General features: G+C 69.5%; 18 protein-coding genes and 2 pseudogenes. 14 read left to right on the top strand and 6 right to left on the bottom strand.

All coding sequences use genetic code 11. From position 1 onward, the window contains the following. Positions 1-36 precede the first annotated feature (36 nt). The 8 genes from M2271_RS26415 to M2271_RS26450 all read left to right on the top strand — a co-directional run bounded on the left by M2271_RS26415 (position 37) and on the right by M2271_RS26450 (position 6,891). Complete coding sequence (locus tag M2271_RS26415; protein WP_030008695.1) at positions 37-285, top strand: ATP synthase subunit C; 249 nt, start codon at positions 37-39, stop codon at positions 283-285. Between the two features lie 39 nt (positions 286-324). Then, the gene (locus M2271_RS26420; protein WP_280889825.1) at positions 325-870 is read left to right on the top strand and encodes a F0F1 ATP synthase subunit B; all 546 of its coding nucleotides are present in this window, start codon (positions 325-327) and stop codon (positions 868-870) included. Continuing rightward, on the top strand, positions 867-1,688 hold the full coding sequence (locus M2271_RS26425; protein ID WP_280889826.1) for a F0F1 ATP synthase subunit delta: 822 nt from the start codon (positions 867-869) through the stop codon (positions 1,686-1,688). The genes M2271_RS26420 and M2271_RS26425 overlap by 4 nt, the downstream gene beginning before the upstream one ends. A gap of 142 nt (positions 1,689-1,830) precedes the next feature. Then, on the top strand, positions 1,831-3,420 hold the full coding sequence (gene atpA / locus M2271_RS26430; protein WP_280889827.1) for a F0F1 ATP synthase subunit alpha: 1,590 nt from the start codon (positions 1,831-1,833) through the stop codon (positions 3,418-3,420). Positions 3,421-3,442: 22 nt separating this feature from the next. After that, positions 3,443-4,360, top strand: a complete 918-nt coding sequence (locus M2271_RS26435; protein ID WP_280889828.1) for a F0F1 ATP synthase subunit gamma — start codon at positions 3,443-3,445, stop codon at positions 4,358-4,360. Further along, positions 4,360-5,796 (top strand): F0F1 ATP synthase subunit beta, encoded by a 1,437-nt coding sequence (gene atpD, locus M2271_RS26440; protein ID WP_280889829.1) that lies wholly within the window; start codon positions 4,360-4,362, stop codon positions 5,794-5,796. Before M2271_RS26435 ends, atpD begins: the two co-directional genes overlap by 1 nt. Positions 5,797-5,927: 131 nt before the next feature. Then, positions 5,928-6,305, top strand: coding sequence for a F0F1 ATP synthase subunit epsilon (locus M2271_RS26445; RefSeq protein ID WP_030929143.1), 378 nt, complete (start codon positions 5,928-5,930; stop codon positions 6,303-6,305). Between the two features lie 139 nt (positions 6,306-6,444). Then, positions 6,445-6,891 (top strand): DUF2550 domain-containing protein, encoded by a 447-nt coding sequence (locus M2271_RS26450; RefSeq protein WP_280889830.1) that lies wholly within the window; start codon positions 6,445-6,447, stop codon positions 6,889-6,891. Between the two features lie 40 nt (positions 6,892-6,931). Here M2271_RS26450 and M2271_RS26455 read toward each other — a convergent pair whose 3' ends face one another. Both M2271_RS26455 and M2271_RS26460 read right to left on the bottom strand, forming a co-directional pair. Continuing rightward, a complete protein-coding gene (locus M2271_RS26455) occupies positions 6,932-8,794 on the bottom strand; it encodes a glycoside hydrolase family 18 chitinase (protein WP_280889831.1) in 1,863 nt (620 codons plus the stop codon). A gap of 121 nt (positions 8,795-8,915) precedes the next feature. Further along, a pseudogene (locus tag M2271_RS26460) lies at positions 8,916-9,071 on the bottom strand (LuxR C-terminal-related transcriptional regulator); the annotation flags it as partial. Here M2271_RS26460 and M2271_RS26465 point away from each other — a divergent pair. Continuing rightward, a pseudogene (locus M2271_RS26465) lies at positions 9,064-9,318 on the top strand (hypothetical protein); the annotation flags it as partial. The pseudogenes M2271_RS26460 and M2271_RS26465 overlap by 8 nt on opposite strands. Beyond that, the gene (locus M2271_RS26470) at positions 9,315-9,509 is read left to right on the top strand and encodes a DUF5708 family protein (RefSeq protein WP_280889832.1); all 195 of its coding nucleotides are present in this window, start codon (positions 9,315-9,317) and stop codon (positions 9,507-9,509) included. The pseudogene M2271_RS26465 and the gene M2271_RS26470, both read left to right, overlap by 4 nt. 29 nt (positions 9,510-9,538) lie before the next feature. Here M2271_RS26470 and M2271_RS26475 read toward each other — a convergent pair whose 3' ends face one another. Genes M2271_RS26475 through M2271_RS26485 form a run of 3 tightly spaced genes read right to left on the bottom strand, consistent with a single transcriptional unit; the run spans position 9,539 to position 11,705 of the window. Beyond that, the gene (locus M2271_RS26475; protein WP_280889833.1) at positions 9,539-10,111 is read right to left on the bottom strand and encodes a cob(I)yrinic acid a,c-diamide adenosyltransferase; all 573 of its coding nucleotides are present in this window, start codon (positions 10,109-10,111) and stop codon (positions 9,539-9,541) included. A gap of 13 nt (positions 10,112-10,124) precedes the next feature. Beyond that, positions 10,125-10,874 carry an ABC transporter permease gene (locus M2271_RS26480; RefSeq protein ID WP_280889892.1) on the bottom strand — a complete coding sequence of 250 codons (750 nt, stop codon included), beginning with the start codon at positions 10,872-10,874 and terminating at the stop codon, positions 10,125-10,127. A 48-nt stretch (positions 10,875-10,922) separates the two neighbouring features. Then, a complete protein-coding gene (locus M2271_RS26485; protein WP_280889834.1) occupies positions 10,923-11,705 on the bottom strand; it encodes an ATP-binding cassette domain-containing protein in 783 nt (260 codons plus the stop codon). An 80-nt stretch (positions 11,706-11,785) separates the two neighbouring features. Between M2271_RS26485 and M2271_RS26490 the strand changes: the two genes are divergently transcribed. The 4 genes from M2271_RS26490 to M2271_RS26505 all read left to right on the top strand — a co-directional run bounded on the left by M2271_RS26490 (position 11,786) and on the right by M2271_RS26505 (position 17,012). Then, positions 11,786-12,427: a TetR/AcrR family transcriptional regulator gene (locus M2271_RS26490; protein WP_280889835.1), complete on the top strand. Its 642-nt coding sequence runs from the start codon at positions 11,786-11,788 to the stop codon at positions 12,425-12,427. Between the two features lie 147 nt (positions 12,428-12,574). Then, a complete protein-coding gene (locus tag M2271_RS26495) occupies positions 12,575-13,423 on the top strand; it encodes a 3-hydroxyacyl-CoA dehydrogenase family protein (RefSeq protein WP_280889836.1) in 849 nt (282 codons plus the stop codon). Between the two features lie 330 nt (positions 13,424-13,753). Next, the gene (locus M2271_RS26500) at positions 13,754-14,077 is read left to right on the top strand and encodes an STAS domain-containing protein (RefSeq protein ID WP_031040714.1); all 324 of its coding nucleotides are present in this window, start codon (positions 13,754-13,756) and stop codon (positions 14,075-14,077) included. Positions 14,078-14,342: 265 nt separating this feature from the next. Further along, complete coding sequence (locus M2271_RS26505) at positions 14,343-17,012, top strand: ATP-binding protein (RefSeq protein WP_280889837.1); 2,670 nt, start codon at positions 14,343-14,345, stop codon at positions 17,010-17,012. A gap of 218 nt (positions 17,013-17,230) precedes the next feature. Here M2271_RS26505 and nucS read toward each other — a convergent pair whose 3' ends face one another. Next, on the bottom strand, positions 17,231-17,902 hold the full coding sequence (nucS, locus tag M2271_RS26510; RefSeq protein ID WP_280889838.1) for an endonuclease NucS: 672 nt from the start codon (positions 17,900-17,902) through the stop codon (positions 17,231-17,233). Positions 17,903-18,145: the final 243 nt, after the last annotated feature.

An 18,145-nucleotide genomic window follows, 5' to 3' on the forward strand; every position in this document is an offset into this window, starting at 1 on the left:
ACCCCCACCGGTCCTTGAAGAGAAGGAAGAACCGGCATGTCCGCTCTCCAGACCCTTGCAGCCGGCGTCGAGATCAAGGGCAACCTCGGCTCGATCGGTTACGGCCTCGCGGCGATCGGCCCGGGCGTCGGCGTCGGCATCATCTTCGGTAACGGCACCCAGGCGCTCGCCCGCCAGCCCGAGGCGGCCGGCCTCATCCGCGCCAACCAGATCCTCGGCTTCGCCTTCTGTGAGGCGCTCGCGCTGATCGGTCTGGTCATGCCGTTCGTCTACCCGACCTCCTGACCAGACGTCGGACCGCCCCTTTCGACGAAAGGCATTGATATGAGCCCCCTGGTTCAGCTGGCGGCTGAGGAAGCGGAAAACCCGCTGATCCCGCCGATTCCGGAGCTCGTGATCGGCCTGATCGCCTTCGTCATCGTCTTCGGCTTCCTCGCCAAGAAGCTCCTCCCGAACATCAACAAGGTTCTGGAAGAGCGTCGCGAGGCCATCGAGGGCGGTATCGAGAAGGCCGAGGCCGCGCAGACCGAGGCCCAGAGCGTCCTCGAGCAGTACAAGGCCCAGCTCGCCGAGGCCCGTCACGAAGCCGCGCGGCTGCGCCAGGAGGCGCAGGAGCAGGGCGCCACGCTCATCGCGGAGATGCGCGCGGAAGGCCAGCGGCAGCGTGAGGAGATCGTCGCCGCCGGTCACGCCCAGATCGAGGCCGACCGCAAGGCCGCCTCGTCCGCGCTGCGTCAGGACGTCGGCAAGCTCGCCACCGACCTGGCCGGCAAGCTCGTCGGCGAGTCCCTTGAGGACCACGCCCGGCAGAGCCGCGTCATCGACCGTTTCCTCGGAGAGCTCGAGGAGAAGGCCGAGGCGACTCGATGACTGCGCACGGAGCCAGCCGCGAGGCACTCGCAGCAGCCCGTGAGCGTCTCGACGCGCTGACGGACTCGACGTCCGTGGACGCGGGCCGGCTCGGCGACGAGCTGGCCGCCGTCACCGCGCTGCTCAACCGTGAGGTGTCGCTGCGTCGGGTCCTCACCGATCCGTCGCAGTCCGGCGAGGCCAAGGCCGAGCTGGCCCAGCGCCTCCTCGGCAGCCAGGTCGGCGGCCCGACCCTCGACCTGGTGTCCGGCACGGTGCGTTCCCGTTGGTCGCAGTCGCGCGACCTGGTGGACGCGCTGGAGGAGCTGGCGGCCGGCGCCGACCTCACCGCCGCGCAGCGGTCGGGCGAGCTCGACGACGTCGAGGACGAGCTGTTCCGGTTCGGCCGGATCGTCTCCTCGAACACCGGGCTGCGCGCCGCGCTGACCGACCGCAAGGCCACGGCCGCGGCCAAGGTCGAGCTGCTGCACCGGCTGCTCGGCGGCCGCGCACGGCCCACCACCGAGCGTCTGGTGACGCGTCTGGTGACCGCGCCGCGGGGACGTAGCCTTGAGGCGGGACTCGAATCCCTGTCCAAGCTCGCCGCCGAGCGCCGGAACCGCCTGGTGGCCGTCGTCACCTCGGCCGTTCCGCTGAGTGACGTGCAGAAGCAGCGCCTGGGCGCCGCCCTGGCGAAGCTCTACGGTCACCCGATGCACCTCAACATCGACGTGGACCCCGAGGTTCTCGGGGGAATCCGGGTGCAGGTCGGCGACGAGGTCATCAACGGCTCCATCGCGGACCGCATCGAGGACGCCGGCCGCCGCCTGGCGAGCTGACAGCAACTTCATAAGCAGTAAGTACGCACAGTACGCACCTACGGCCCATGTTGGGCCGTGCAGAGGATTCACCTCGTTCAGGGGGGAGTCCCCATCCCCCCAAGTGAAACTTCGGGCCCAACAAGGAGAGCAGGGAACCCAGATGGCGGAGCTCACGATCCGGCCGGAGGAGATCCGGGATGCGCTGGACAACTTCGTCCAGTCGTACAAGCCGGACGCGGCCTCGCGCGAGGAGGTCGGTACGGTCACCCTTGCCGGCGACGGCATCGCGAAGGTCGAGGGCCTCCCCTCGGCCATGGCCAACGAACTGCTGAAGTTCGAGGACGGCACCCTCGGTCTTGCGCTCAACCTCGAAGAGCGCGAGATCGGTTGCGTCGTCCTCGGTGAGTTCAGCGGCATCGAGGAGGGACAGCCGGTCACCCGTACCGGCGAGGTGCTCTCCGTGGCTGTCGGCGAGGGCTACCTCGGCCGCGTCGTCGACCCGCTCGGTGCCCCGATCGACGGTCTCGGCGAGATCGAGACGTCCGGCCGCCGCGCCCTTGAGCTGCAGGCTCCGGGCGTCATGGCCCGTAAGTCGGTGCACGAGCCGATGGAGACCGGCTACAAGGCCGTCGACGCGATGACCCCGATCGGCCGCGGTCAGCGTCAGCTGATCATCGGTGACCGTCAGACCGGCAAGACCGCCCTGGCCGTCGACACGATCATCAACCAGCGCGACAACTGGCGCTCGGGCGACCCGAAGAAGCAGGTCCGCTGCGTCTACGTCGCCATCGGCCAGAAGGGCTCGACCATCGCCTCCGTGCGTGGCGCCCTCGACGAGGCCGGCGCGCTGGAGTACACGACCATCGTCGCCGCCCCGGCGTCCGACCCGGCCGGCTTCAAGTACCTGGCGCCGTACACCGGCTCGGCCATCGGCCAGCAGTGGATGTACGAGGGCAAGCACGTCCTCATCATCTTCGACGACCTCTCGAAGCAGGCCGACGCCTACCGCGCCGTGTCCCTGCTGCTGCGCCGTCCGCCGGGCCGCGAGGCCTACCCGGGCGACGTCTTCTACCTGCACTCCCGTCTGCTGGAGCGTTGCGCGAAGCTCTCCGACGAGCTGGGCGCCGGCTCGATGACCGGTCTGCCGATCGTCGAGACCAAGGCCAACGACGTGTCGGCGTTCATCCCGACCAACGTCATCTCCATCACCGACGGCCAGTGCTTCCTGGAGTCGGACCTGTTCAACGCCGGTCAGCGCCCCGCGCTGAACGTCGGTATCTCCGTCTCCCGAGTCGGTGGTTCCGCGCAGCACAAGGCGATGAGGCAGGTCTCCGGCCGGCTCCGCCTCGACCTCGCCCAGTACCGTGAGCTGGAGGCGTTCGCCGCCTTCGGTTCCGACCTGGACGCCGCGTCGAAGTCGCAGCTGGAGCGCGGTCAGCGGCTGGTCGAGCTGCTCAAGCAGCCGCAGTACCAGCCGATGCCGACCGAGGACCAGGTCGTCTCCGTCTGGGCCGGTACCACCGGCAAGATGGACGAGGTTCCGGTCTCCGACGTCCGCCGCTTCGAGAAGGAGCTCCTGGAGTACCTGCACCGCAAGGAGCAGGGCCTCATGACCTCCATCAAGGAGGGCGCCAAGATGTCGGAAGACACCCTCACCGCCATCGCGGACGCCATCGCCGAGTTCAAGAAGCAGTTCGAGACCTCGGACGGCAAGCTCCTCGGCGAGGACGCCCCGGCCGCGGCCAAGTGACGTAAAGGAAGGGACCTGACTCATGGGAGCCCAGCTCCGGGTCTACAAGCGTCGCATCCGATCCGTCACCGCGACCAAGAAGATCACCAAGGCGATGGAGATGATCGCCGCCTCGCGCGTCGTCAAGGCGCAGCGCAAGGTGACGGCCTCCACGCCGTACGCGACCGAGCTCACCCGCGCGGTCACGGCGGTCGGAACCGGCTCGAACACGAAGCACCCGCTGACCACGCAGGCCGAGACGGTCGTGCGGTCCGCGGTACTGCTCCTGACCAGCGACCGCGGTCTGGCCGGTGCCTTCAACTCCAACGCCATCAAGGCCGCGGAGAAGCTGACCGAGCGCCTGGAGCGCGAGGGCAAGCAGGTCGACACGTACATCGTCGGCCGTCGTGGGCTCGCCCACTACAACTTCCGTGAGCGCAAGGTCGCGGAGTCGTGGTCCGGGTTCACCGACGAGCCGACGTACGCGGACGCCAAGAAGGTCGCGGCCCCGCTGATCGAGGCCATCGAGACGGACACGGCGGACGGCGGTGTGGACGAGATCCACATCGTGTTCACCGAGTTCGTGTCGATGATGACGCAGACGGCGCTCGACGACCGGTTGCTGCCGCTCAGCCTCGACGAGGTGGTGCAGGAGTCGACGACGAAGGACGAGATCCTTCCGCTGTACGACTTCGAGCCGTCGGCGGAGGACGTCCTCGACGCCCTGCTGCCGCGCTATGTCGAGAGCCGTATCTACAACGCGCTGCTCCAGTCGGCCGCCTCCAAGCACGCCGCGACGCGGCGCGCGATGAAGTCGGCGACCGACAACGCCGGAGAGCTCATCGAGACGCTCTCCCGCCTTGCCAACGCGGCCCGCCAGGCCGAAATCACCCAGGAAATCAGCGAGATCGTCGGTGGCTCCGCAGCCTTGGCCGACGCGTCCGCGGGGAGTGACAGGTAATGACGACGACAGTTGAGACGGCCGTTGCCACGGGCCGCGTCGCCCGGGTCATCGGCCCGGTCGTCGACGTGGAATTCCCCGTCGACGCCATGCCGGAGATCTACAACGCCCTTCACGTCGAGATCTCCGACCCGGCCGAGGCCGGTAAGAAGAAGACGCTGACCCTGGAGGTCGCCCAGCACCTGGGTGACGGCCTGGTCCGCACGATCTCGATGCAGCCCACCGACGGTCTGGTCCGCCAGGCCCCGGTCACCGACACCGGCACGGGCATCACCGTCCCGGTCGGCGAGTTCACCAAGGGCAAGGTGTTCAACACCCTCGGTGAGGTGCTGAACAGCGACGAGACCTACGACGGTGAGCGCTGGACCATCCACCGCAAGGCGCCGAACTTCGACGAGCTCGAGTCGAAGACCGAGATGTTCGAGACCGGCGTCAAGGTCATCGACCTGCTGACCCCGTACGTCAAGGGCGGCAAGATCGGTCTGTTCGGCGGTGCCGGCGTCGGCAAGACGGTGCTCATCCAGGAGATGATCTACCGCGTCGCCAACAACCACGACGGTGTCTCCGTGTTCGCCGGTGTCGGCGAGCGCACCCGTGAGGGCAACGACCTCATCGAGGAGATGGCGGAGTCGGGCGTCATCGACAAGACCGCCCTGGTCTTCGGTCAGATGGACGAGCCCCCGGGCACCCGTCTGCGCGTGGCCCTCGCGGGTCTGACCATGGCGGAGTACTTCCGCGATGTGCAGAAGCAGGACGTGCTGTTCTTCATCGACAACATCTTCCGCTTCACGCAGGCCGGTTCCGAGGTCTCGACCCTGCTCGGCCGGATGCCCTCCGCGGTGGGCTACCAGCCGAACCTGGCCGACGAGATGGGTCTCCTCCAGGAGCGCATCACCTCGACCCGTGGTCACTCGATCACCTCGATGCAGGCGATCTACGTCCCCGCGGACGACCTGACCGACCCGGCCCCGGCCACCACGTTCGCCCACCTCGACGCGACGACGGTGCTCTCCCGTCCGATCTCCGAGAAGGGCATCTACCCGGCCGTGGACCCGCTGGACTCCACGTCCCGCATCCTGGACCCGCGCTACATCGCGGCGGATCACTACAACACCGCGATGCGCGTCAAGACGGTCCTCCAGAAGTACAAGGACCTCCAGGACATCATCGCGATCCTCGGTATCGACGAGCTGGGCGAGGAGGACAAGCTCACCGTCCACCGCGCCCGTCGCGTGGAGCGCTTCCTGTCCCAGAACACCCACGTCGCCAAGCAGTTCACCGGCGTCGACGGGTCGGACGTCCCGCTGGAAGAGTCGATCATCGCGTTCAACGCGATCATCGACGGCGACTACGACCACTTCCCGGAGCAGGCGTTCTTCCTGTGCGGTGGTATCGAGGACCTGAAGGCCAACGCCAAGGAGCTGGGCGTCTCCTGACTCCCCGGTTCGAAGTGAGCCCTTCGGCTCACGCCTGAGGGGGCGGGGTACGTCCCGCCCCCTCTTCCACGCCCACTAGACTTGTAACCAACACCCGGCACAACCGCCGGGTGGTGACCCGAGGAGCCACCTTGGCTGCTGAGCTGCACGTCGCGCTGGTCGCGGCCGACCGAGAGGTCTGGTCCGGCGAGGCCACCCTGGTCGTCGCGCGCACCACGTCCGGCGACATCGGCGTCATGCCCGGTCACCAGCCGCTGCTCGGTGTGCTGGAGTCGGGCCCGGTGACCATCCGTACGAGTGACGGCGGAACGGTCGTCGCCGCGGTGCACGGCGGTTTCATCTCGTTCGCCGACAACAAGCTGTCGCTGCTCGCCGAGATCGCCGAGCTGTCGGACGAGATCGACGTCCAGCGCGTGGAGCGCGAGCTCGAACGCGCGAAGGCGGAGGGCGACGCCTCCGCGGAACGTCGTGCGGACGTCCGACTGCGGGCGGCGACGGCGACACGCTGACCCCGGCGGGCATATGACGTCACTCAGCCGCGGCAGGCACCGGAGCAATCCGGAGCCGGCCGCGGCTGAGGCAGATAGAGGTGTTTTTTCCGTTCCGTTACCTACTTTCGGTACCTAGGAGACGAGGAGGTCGGTGTCGATGGTCCTCGCTCTGACTGTGTGCGGAGTCGTGGTCGCCTTTGTGGTGCTGGCGCTGTTCGTCTTCGGCCTGCGCCGCAGGCTCATCCAGCGCTCCGGCGGCACCTTCGACTGCAGTCTGCGCTGGGACGTCCCGGAGAAACCCGACACCAGCGGCAAGGGCTGGAGCTACGGCGTCGCCCGCTACAACGGCGACCGCGTCGAGTGGTACCGCATCTTCTCCTACTCCCCTCGCCCGCGCCGCGTCCTGGAACGCTTCGCGATCGAGGTGGCCGGCCGCCGGGTCCCCGAGGGTGAGGAGGAACTGGCGCTGATCTCCGACCACATCGTCCTCACCTGCCTGCACCGGGGCACGCGCCTGGAACTCGCGATGAGCGAGGACGCGCTGACCGGTTTCCTCGCGTGGCTGGAGGCGGCCCCGCCCGGGCAACGGGTGAATGTGGCGTAGCGATGGGGTGGCCACATTCACCCGTCGGCACGTAAGCCGGTTACGACAGCCCGCTGTTGATGGCGCTCACCAGTTCGCCGTTGCTGGTGTCACCGCTGAACTCCCAGAAGAACGCGCCGCCCAGGCCCTGGTTCTTCGCCCACGTCATCTTCCCGGCGATTGTCGAGGGAGTGTCGTAGGACCACCAGTTGGTGCCGCAGTGCGCGTACGCCGTGCCCGCGACGGTGCCGGTGACCGGGCAGGAGTTCTTCAGGACCTTGTAGTCCTCGATGCCGGCCTCGTAGGTGCCGGGTGCCGCGCCGGTCGCCGTGCCGCCGGGCGCGGACTGGGTGACGCCGGTCCAGCCGCGGCCGTAGAAGCCGATGCCGAGCAGCAGTTTGGCGGACGGGACGCCCTTCGCCTTCAGCTTGGCGATGGCGTCGGCGGTGTCGAAGCCGGCGGTCGGGATGCCGGAGTACGAGGTGAGCGGCGCGTGCGGGGCGGTGGGGCCGGTGCTCGCCCAGGCGCCGAAGTAGTCGTACGTCATCACGTTGTACCAGTCGACATAGTTCGAGGCGCCCCCGTAGTCGGCCGCGTCGATCTTGCCGCCGGAGGAGCCGTCGGCGGTGATGGCCGCGGTGACGAGGGACGTGGAGCCGAACTCCGAACGCAGCGCCGACATCAGGTTCCTGAAGGCCGCCGCCCCGCTGGTGTCGCAGGTCAGGCCGCAGGCGTTCGGGTACTCCCAGTCGATGTCGATGCCGTCGAAGACGTCGGCCCAGCGCGGGTCCTCCACCACGGCCTTGCAGGAGGCGGCGAAGGCGGCCGGGTTGGCCGCGGCCTGCGCGAAGCCGCCGGAGTAGGTCCAGCCGCCGAACGAGTACAGCACCTTCAGGTGCGGGTACTTGGCCTTGAGCTGGCGCAGCTGGTTGAAGTTGCCGCGCAGCGGCTGGTCCCAGGTGTCGGCGGTGCCGCTGACCGACTGGTCGGCCGTGTACGCCTTGTCGTAGGCGGCGAAGGTGTCGTCGACGACGCACTTGCCGTCCTTGACGTTGCCGAACGCGTAGTTGATGTGCGTGATCTTCGACGCGGAGCCGGAGGTCACCAGGTTCTTGACCTGGTAGTTGCGGCCGTAGACACCCCACTCGGTGAAGTAGCCGAGCTTGACCTTGGCACCGGTCGGCGGGGGATCGGTGGGGCCGCCGGTGGTGCGCACGGCGACCGCGGCACTGGCCGGGCCGGTCTGGTCGGCGGTGTCGCGGGCCTGGACGGTGTAGGAGTAGTCGGTGCCGGCGGTGAGTCCGGTGTCCGTGTAACTCGTACTGGTGACGGTCGCGACCTTGGTGCCGTCGCGCAGTACGTCGTAGTTCTTGATGCCCTTGTCGTCGGTGGCCGCGCTCCAGGCCAGCTTCACCGAGGTGTTGGTGACGCCGGAGGCGGTGGGTTTGCCGGGGGCGGAGGGGGCCGCGTCACCGGGGACCGTGCCGCCGTCGCAGCTGCCGCCGTTGAGCTTGCAGTTGGCGGGCGAGCCGGTGCCGGCGCCGTTGAAGCCGAAGGAGACGGAGGCGCCGGGGGCGAGGGAGCCGTTCCAGGACTTGTTCCTGGCGGTCCAGTGGGTGCCGGCGGAGGTGACGTCGGCGTCCCAGGCGGAGGTGACGGACGTACCGGAGGGGAAGTCCCACTCGACGGTCCAGGAGCTGAGGGCGGTGGTGCCGGTGTTCTTCACCGTCCATTTGCCCTCGAAGCCGGATCCCCAGTCCTGCGTCTTGGCGTAGGTGGCGGTGGCGCCAGCAGCGGCGGTAGCAGCGGTGGCGGTGGTGGTGGCGCTGGTCGCGGCGTGGGCGGGGCCGGCGAGTCCCATCAGACCGGTGAAGGGGAGCAGCAGGGTGGTGAACCCTGCCGCGGCTCTGTGTCTGAAGCGCATGCTGTGCGCCTCCTTCGGGGAGTGGTGGGGTGTGATCTGAGCCATCACGCCCGCAGTGTCGCGAGAATAGAAAGGTCTGGACCATAGGTCAATAGGTCTGGACCAGTGCCCCGCGTCTCTGCTAGATCCCCAACTCCTGCGCCAGTACGGCCGCCTGGACCCGACTGCGCAGCTCCAGCTTCCCCAGCAACCGGCTGACGTGCGTCTTCACCGTCGCCTCCGCCATGTCGAGGCGGGTCGCGATGCCCGCGTTGGACAGCCCCTCGCCGAGGCACGAGGGCCGGCTCTGGCTGCGTACGGTCCTGGCGGCGGCCGTCGCGTGCGCGCTGCTGCAGGGGGCCATCTGGTACGTCGGCGCCCGCGGCGACGTCTCGTCCCTGCGGGCCTTCCAGTGGACGGCGCTGCGGACCGCCGGCATCCACGGCCTGGTCGCGCTGGGCTACCTGGTCCGGCCGAAGAAGGCACCGACCGGGACCGGGCAGGAGCCGCGGCCCACGTCACCGAAGGAAGAGGTTCGCCGATGAGTCAGACGTCGTCCAGAAACCTGCTGGAAGGAGTCGGCACCTTCGCCGCCGGCCTGGTGCTGTGGCTGTCCACCGAAGGAGTGGAGGTCCCGGTCGTCACCCTGACGAAGGTCGGCGTGGTGATGATGTGCGTCCCAGGCGTGTACATCGCCCTGGGCCTGTACCGGGCGGCACACCAGCGGTCGCGCTGACGCTCCCCGCCGGCACACCACCGGTCGCGTCAACGCTCCCCGCCCGGCACCCACAGCACGTCCCCGATCTCCCGGTTCGCCGCCCTCGCGAGGATGAACAGGAGATCGGACAGGCGGTTGAGGTAGGTCGCGGTGAGCGGGTTCATGGTCTCGCCGTGGGCCTCCAGCGCGAACCAGGTGGAGCGCTCGGCCCGGCGGACGACCGTGCAGGCCTGGTGGAGGAGGGCCGCGCCCGGGGTGCCGCCGGGGAGGATGAAGGAGCGGAGCTTCTCCAGCTGCTCGTTGAAGCGGTCGCAGTCCGCCTCCAGCTTGTCGACGTAGAACTGCTCGACCCGCAGGGGCGGGTACTCCGGGTTCACCGCCACCGGGGTCGACAGGTCCGCGCCCACGTCGAACAGGTCGTTCTGGACGCGGGTGAGGACCTTGACGATCTCCTCGTCCAGGCTGCCCAGCGCGATCGCCGTGCCGATCACCGCGTTCGCCTCGTTGGCGTCCGCGTACGCGGAGATCCGCAGATCGGTCTTGGCGACCCGGCTCATGTCACCGAGGTTGGTGGTGCCCTTGTCGCCGGTCTTCGTGTAGATGCGCGTCAGATTGACCATGAGTCCAGACTAATTACGCCCCGGACGTCCGGAAGACCCGTGTGCCCACTGTCACGGACAGCACGGTGAGCCCGACGGCCACCAGGACGCCGTACAGCATGGCGGCCGTGGTGTACGAGCCCACGTACGCGTCCCGCATCGCGTCCACCAGATAGCGGAACGGCATGAAGTGGGAGAGGACGTCCAGCCAGCCCGGGGCCAGGGTCATGGGGAGCATCAGGCCGGACAGCAGCATGGACGGCATGCTCACCGCGTTGATCATGGGGCCGAACTCCCCCGGGCGGTGGACCTTCATCGCCAGCGCGTACGACAGCGAGGCCAGCGAGACGGTGAGCAGCGCGACGAACGCGAAGCCGATCAGCACACCCGCGAGGGGTGCGCGCAGGCCCGCCACCAGCGCGGCCAGCACCAGCAGTACGGCCTGGAAGACGAACACCGTGGCGTCGCGCAGCACCCGGCCCAGCAGGAGCGCGAGGCGGCTGACGGGGGTCACCCGCATGCGCTCGACCACGCCCTGGCTGTTCTCGACGATGATCATGAATCCCGCGAACAGCGCCCCGAACAGCCCGAGTTGGAGCAGCAGGCCGGGGACCAGTACCTGCCACGAACTGCCCCGCCCGCCCAACGGCAGATCGGTCAGCAGCGGGCCGAAGAACACCAGATACAGCAGCGGCATCAGCATGCCGAAGAGCAGCGCGAAGCGGGAGCGGAGGGACTGGCGGAGGTAGCGGCCGTAGATGAGGGCCGTGTCGTGGAGCAGCATCATGTCGGGGTCCTGTACGGCTGAGGGGTCCTGTACGGCCAGGGGTTCCTATACGGCGACGGGGGCGGCGTCGGTCGGTGTGGCGCTGCGGCCGGTGATCGCGAGGAACGTGTCCTGGAGGGACGCGTCGATCGAGCCGCCATACTCCAGCTTCAGCGCGCTCGGTGTGCCCTCCGCCACGACCACGCCCCGGTCGACGATCACGAGTCGGTCGGCGAGGGTGTCGGCCTCGTCGAGGTAGTGGGTGGTCAGGAAGACGGTCGTGCCGTGCTCGTCGCGCAGCCGCCGGACCAGGTCCCACAGGTCGGCCCGGCTGCCCGGGTCCAGGCCGGTCGTCGGCTCGTCCAGGAACAGCAGCCGCGGGCGGTGGGTGAGCGCCATCGCGATGTCCAGGCGTCGCCGCTCGCCGCCGGAGAGCGCGCCCGCCTTGCGGTCCAGCAGCTCGGTGAGGCCGAGATCGCGAGCCAACTCATCGGCCCGGTCGGTCGCCTGAGCCTTCGTCAGACGGTAAAGGCGGCCCTGGGTGACCAGTTCCTCCCGCACGGTGATCTGCGGGTCGACCCCGCCGGACTGCGCCACATAGCCGCACGCCCGCCGCACTCCGGCCGGGTCGGACACCAGATCGCAGCCGGCGACGGTGGCCGCGCCGCCGGTGGGGGTGAGCAAAGTGGTCAACATGCGCAGGGTCGTGGTCTTCCCGGCGCCGTTCGGGCCCAGGAAGCCGAGGATCTCGCCCTCGCGGACGGTGAGGTCGATGCCGCGCACGGCGTCCACGGGGCCGTTCTTCGTCCGGAAGGTACGAGCCAGACCGGCCGTACTGATGATTGCCATGGCCCCAGAAAAACAGAGTCTCTTAAATTTTGCAATGTCCCCAAAATTTCAGGGAACCCAAGAAGCGCTAGAATCCGGACATGGCTGAGGGACTCAGGGAGCGGAAGAAGCGCGAGACCAGGCAGCGCATCTCGGACATCGCCACCGGGCTGTTTCTGGAGCACGGCTTCGTGACCGTGACCATCGCGGACGTGGCGGAGGCCGCCGACGTCTCCGCGAACACCGTCTACAACTACTTCCCGGCCAAGGAGGACCTCTTCTTCGACCGCTCCGCCGGTGTCGTCGAGCAACTCTCGCGCTGGGTCCGGGCCCGGGACCCGGGGGAGTCGGCCGCCCGGTCCGTCCTGCGTGAGCTGCGCCGTGAGGTCGAGACGGTCTCGCCCCGGGTCGGCCTCATGGAGGGATACGACCGCTTCATGCGCTGCATCCATGACGCGCCGCCGCTGCGCTCCCGGCTGTGGAGCCTTCAGCAGGAGATCCACGAGCACCTGGAGGCGACCCTCCGCGAGGAGACCGGTGCCGCTCCCGACGACCCGCTGCCGGGCCTGATCGCCGGTCAGATCTGCTGGATCCACCAGACGGTTTTCGTCGCCGTCGGCCGAGAGATGGTCGCCGGACGCAATCCGGACGAAGTGTCACGAGAGATACTCGTGCTTCTCGATGGCATCGAGGAGCTGTTGAGTGAGAAGGTGCTCAACTACGGCGCACGAGGCGTCCGGTGATCCGCGCCGGTGTGATGTCCGTCAGATGAGACGTGACGCGCGTTACTTAGCGGTCACAGCACCCCTCGCGAGCGCTATGGTCCGCCGAAGAGCCAATTTGAACAGCGTGTGAGCGCTCGTGTGCAGTCATCAAAGGGGAGTCGCACAGTGGCACGGAAGCTTGCCGTCATCGGCGCCGGCCTGATGGGTTCCGGTATCGCCCAGGTCTCCGCACAGGCCGGCTGGGACGTCGTCCTGCGCGACGTGACCGACGAGGCACTCAAACGGGGCACCGACGGCATCAAGGCCTCGTACGACAAGTTCGTGAGCAAGGGCAAGCTGGAGGCGCACGACGCCGACGCCGCCCTCGCCCGGATCACCGCGACCACCGATCTGGACGCCGCCGCCGACGCGGACATCGTCGTCGAGGCCGTCTTCGAGAAGCTGGAAGTCAAGCACGAGATCTTCCGCACGCTCGACAAGATCGTCCGCGACGACGCCGTCCTCGCCTCCAACACCTCCGCCATCCCGATCACCAAGATCGCGGCCGTGACGGAGCGCCCGGAGCGCGTCGTCGGCACGCACTTCTTCTCGCCGGTTCCGATGATGCAGCTGTGCGAACTCGTGCGCGGCTACAAGACGAGCGACGAAACCCTCGCCATCGCACGGGAGTTCGCCGAGTCCGTCGGCAAGACCTGCATCGTCGTCAACCGGGACGTGGCCGGCTTTGTGACGACCCGTCTCATCTCGGCGCTCGTGGTCGAGGCCGCCAAGCTCTACGAGTCGGGCGTGGCCACCGCCGAGGACATCGACCTCGCCTGCAAGCTGGGCTTCGGCCACGCGATGGGCCCGTTGGCGACGGCGGACCTGACCGGCGTCGACATCCTGCTGCACGCCACCAGCAACATCTACACCGAGTCGCAGGACGAGAAGTTCGCCCCGCCGGAGCTGATGCGCCGGATGGTGGACGCCGGTGACATCGGACGCAAGAGCGGGCAGGGCTTCTACAAGCACTGAGATGCAGGGAGATCCCCGATGCAAGCACCGTGACCTCCGGCGTGAGCACCGGAACCTCCGGCGTAAGCACCGCGACCTCCGGCGTAAGCACTGAAACCTCCGAGACAAGCACCGGGACCTCCGGCGCAAGCACTGAAACCTCCGAGACAAGCACTGACACCTCCGGAACCGCACACGCCCCCGGCGCCGCACACGCCCGGGTGAATTCGGTATCGGTTCGCTTACAGACGGCAACCTCTGAGCGTCGAGCGGCGTCAGAGGTTGCATCACCTGGCACACGGCAAGGCGACACATTCGCGGAGCACGGCACCCAGCCACAGGGGAGCGCATATGTACATCAGGGGCGACCACGCCGAGCTGGTCGTCGGGGGCCGCCTCGACGTCCGCAGCGCGGCGGACGCCCGTACGGTCCTGCACTCGGCCGTCGACGACGGAGTCGGCGATCTGGTACTGGACCTGTCCGAGCTGGACTCCTGGGACGCCACCGGACTCGGGGTGATCATGGGAGCGCACCGACGGGCCGGCCGCTGCGGCCGACGCCTGGTCCTGCGCGACGTACCGCCACAGATGCAGCGCCTGCTCGTCGCCACGAGACTGCACCGCATCCTGGCGATCGAGGGCGGCATCGGGGTGGAGTCCCTGCCCCGGGTGTGACACCCGGAACCGATGTGGTCCGGCGGAGCGGGAGAGAATGTCCGATACGACGCGAAACGTATGACGCTCGCAATCCTGATGAGAATGTAACGTCTCGGACGGCGCGGGGCCCCCGGCTGTCGTGGATACTGTGCCAAGGTTTAGGGTTCGGTCGCCCGCAGTGTGACAACCCTCGAGCGGGCCCGGACCAGAAGCGACAGCGCGGTGTGCAACAGGCCGGGAGGGGCCGGAACTGGCACACGACGCTTTTGGGGGGCTTGAACCTATGGACCCGAACGACCGGGAACCCGAGGAGTACGGCCACGACGATGGGAGCATCTCCCAGTCGAGTGCATTCGAGACCGGTGCAGGCCCCGCGCCGCGCCCGCGTCCGCCCAGGGACTCCCGCACGCCCGACTTCACACCCCACGCACCCGCACCGGCCCGCACGGTGCGGCTCGTCACGGGCGACTACCTGCTCACCGTCAACCCCGTCGACGGCAGCGAGATAGAGCTCCGCCCGCCTGTGCACACCTCCCGCTCGAGCGCGACCGAGAGCGGGGGAGCACCACCTGCCAGGCCCGCGAAACTCACCACCGCCGAACGCGCCGAGGCCGCCCGCGCCGCCACCCCACCGGTCCCGCCCGGCCCGCCCCGGCCCGAGCTGCCACTGCTGGCCCGCCAGGACGTACGCGAACGTCTCGTACGGCTGCTCGCCCGCGGCCGCTCCGTCCGGCTGACCGGCCCGGCCGGCTCCGGCCGCACCAGCCTCCTCGACGTCGTCGCCGAGGACTGCGCGGACCTCGCCCCCGACGGCGTCATCCGCCTCAGCGGCTTCCGCCGCGCCGCGAGCGACCTGCTGTACGACCTCTTCTACGCCGTCCACAACGCGCCCCTGCACCGCCCCGGCCGGGACGAGCTGCTCGGCCTGGTCCGGGAGATCGGTGCGGTCGTCGTCCTCGACGACGTCGAGTTCGGCGGGACCGCCCTCGACGAGCTGCTGGACGCCACACCCGAGTGCGCCTTCCTGATCGCGGCCACCCCCGATGTGCCCGCCCCGTCCGCCGGTTCCGCCCTCGAAGAGGTCTCCCTCGGCGGCCTGGAACGCGCCGACGGCGTGGAACTCCTGGAGCGCGCGGTCGGCCGGGTGCTCACGGAGGAGGAGTCCAACTGGGCCGGCGACCTCTGGTTCGAGTCCGAAGGGCTGCCCCTGCGTTTCGTCCAGGCCGGGGCCCTGCTGCGGCAGCGCGACCGGCTGCGGGCGGGCGCCGGTGCCGTCGACGAGTTCGGTGTCTTCGCGGACGCCCTCCCGGCCGACGTGCCCTTCGAACCGGACGAGAACGAGAACGTCCCCCTGTCCTCGGTCGGCGAGACCGCCGCGCCCGCCCCGCTGCTCGCCTCCCGGCTCAGCGACTCGGCGCGCGCCACCCTGCGGTTCGCCGTCGCCCTCGGCGGCGAGGTGCCCCACCAGGCCCATCTGCCCGCACTCGTCGGCGACACCCACGCGGACGCCGCGCTCGGTGAACTGGCCGTCTGCGGACTGGTCTCCCCGGTCGGCTCCCGCTATCGGCTCGCCACCGGCGTCCAGGCCCAGCTGGAGGCCGCCGGATACGGCGACGAGGCCGAGGCCCGCGCACTCGCCGCCGCCCAGCACTACACCTGGTGGGCCGGACACCCCTCGGTCACCCCGGAGCGGGTGTGCGCCGAGGCGGACGCCCTGCTCGGCGCCCTCACCGGCCTCGTCCCGGCCACGGCCCCGCCCGCCGAGGGCGAGGAGAGCCCCGGTGTTCAGCTGGCCCGCACGGCGGCACCCGCGTTCGCCGCGGGCGGGCACTGGAGTGCCTGGGAGCGAGCGCTGCGCTCCGGCGCCGAGGCCTCCCGGCTCGCCGGTGAGGTCGCCGAACAGGCCTACTTCCACCACGAACTGGGCGTCCTCGCGCTCTGCGACGGACAGCTCGACCGGGCCCGCGCCGAACTGGAGGCCTCCATCGGCCTGCGCGGCGCCCTCTCCGACAAGCGCGGTACCGTCGCCGGCCGCCGCGCCCTGGCCCTGGTCGCCGACCGCTCCGGCGACACCCCCGGCCTGGCCCTTCTGCCCGGCCTCGGTGCCATGGCAGGGGAGGAGGTGCCCGACGCGCGGTCCGAGGAGTCCCAGTCGCCCCCGGGCGGCGTCCTGGCCGCGTTCCCGCCGCTCCAACCGCCCTCCGACAGCGGCACGCTGGTCACGTACCGCTCGTCGTCCTCCGCACCCGCCGCGTCCCGGCCCACCGGGCTGACTCCGTCGACGCACAAGGCGCGCGGCGGTCTCAGGGGCCTGGCCCGGCGCAACCTCGTGGCGGCGGGCGCGGGCGCGCTGCTGGTGGCCGTACTGGGCACGGTGGTGACGCTCGGCGCCACCTCCGACAACGACGCCAACCCGCCGGCCAAGCAGGTCAGCGTGGACCCGTCCGCCAGCCAGGGCACGGACGACGGCAGCCTGGGCGCCGACGTACCGAAGAACGACGACGGCAGCAGCGGCGCCGACACGGTGGCCGTCCGGCCGAGCGACCTGGGCCCCGACGGCATGCTCGGTACGTCCGACGACCCGACGCCGACGGATCCGGCGACGCCGTCCGGCGACCCGAGCACGACGAAGGAACCGAGCAGCGGCCCGTCGAGCTCCTCGAAGCCGTCCACGACGACTCCGCCCACGTCCCCGTCCAAGCCGCCCACGTCCCCGTCGACACCGCCGACGGTTCCCTCGACCGATCCGTCCACGGACCCGCCGACGGGCACCCCGACGGATCCTCCGACGGACCCGCCCACGGACCCGCCGACGACCTCCCCGGGGAGCTCCGACTCGGCCAGCGGCCCCGCGTCCTCCAGCGCCCCCGTGGAGACCAGCAGCTCCGCGAGCGCCGGCGCCCCGCAGAGCAGCGAGGCGGGCTCACCGGGCACCTCGGACCCGGTGATCTGACGACCCGTTCAGCACGGAAGGGCCCGGTCCGCCGACGACAGCGGACCGGGCCCTTCTCGTCGTGGCGGATCGACCGGGTGGGGGAGCGACCGTCAGAACAGCCGCGGCGTGTGACCGTCAGGACAACCGCAGCGTGTGACCGTCAGGACAACCGCAGCGTGTGACCGTCAGGACAACCGCAGCGTGTGACCGTCAGGACAACCCGCAGCGTGTGACTCTCAGAACAGCCGCAGCTTGTCGTCCTCGATGCCGCGCAGCCCGTTGTAGTCGAGGACCGTGCAGCCGATGCCCCGGTCCGTGGCGAGGACGCGGGCCTGGGGCTTGATCTCCTGCGCGGCGAAGACGCCGCGGACCGGGGCGAGATGGGGATCGCGGTTCAACAGTTCGAGATAGCGGGTGAGTTGCTCGACCCCGTCGATCTCACCGCGCCGTTTGATCTCGACCGCGACGGTCTGCCCGTCCGCGTCCCGGCACAGGATGTCGACCGGCCCGATGGCCGTCATGTACTCGCGGCGGATGAGGGTGTAGCCCTCGCCGAGGGTCTCGATGCGATCGGCGAGGAGCTCCTGAAGGTGTGCTTCCACGCCGTCCTTGATCAGGCCGGGGTCCACGCCCAGTTCGTGCGAGGAGTCGTGGAGGACTTCCTCCATCGTGATGATGAGCTTCTCGCCCGCTTTGTTGATGACGGTCCAGACGCCTTCCTCGTCGCCCGCACCCTCCTTCAGCGTGCAGGGCGGCGACATCCAGTTCAGTGGCTTGTAGGCCCGGTCGTCCGCGTGGATCGAGACGCTGCCGTCCGCCTTCACCAGGATCAGACGGGGGGCCGAGGGAAGGTGGGCGGTGAGCCGGCCCGCGTAGTCGACGGAGCAACGGGCAATGACGAGACGCATGGTCGGCAACGCTACTCGACAGCCACAGGTACGCGCGATTCGCCCTCCGACGCCCAGCCCTCCCGGCACCCACCACCCCCCTCACCCGAGGGTCCGCGGCACGTCCCTCCAGCCCTCCCGCCCTACCCAGCCACCCGCACGCGAGGACCTGCGGCACATCCCTCCAGCCCTCCCCTCGCCCACCACCCCCCTCACCCGAGGGCTCGCGGCACGTCCCTCTTGTTCTGGAACATGCCTGTTCGG

Source organism: Streptomyces sp. LBL (assembly GCF_029893585.1).
Taxonomy (GTDB): Bacteria; Actinomycetota; Actinomycetes; order Streptomycetales; family Streptomycetaceae; genus Streptomyces.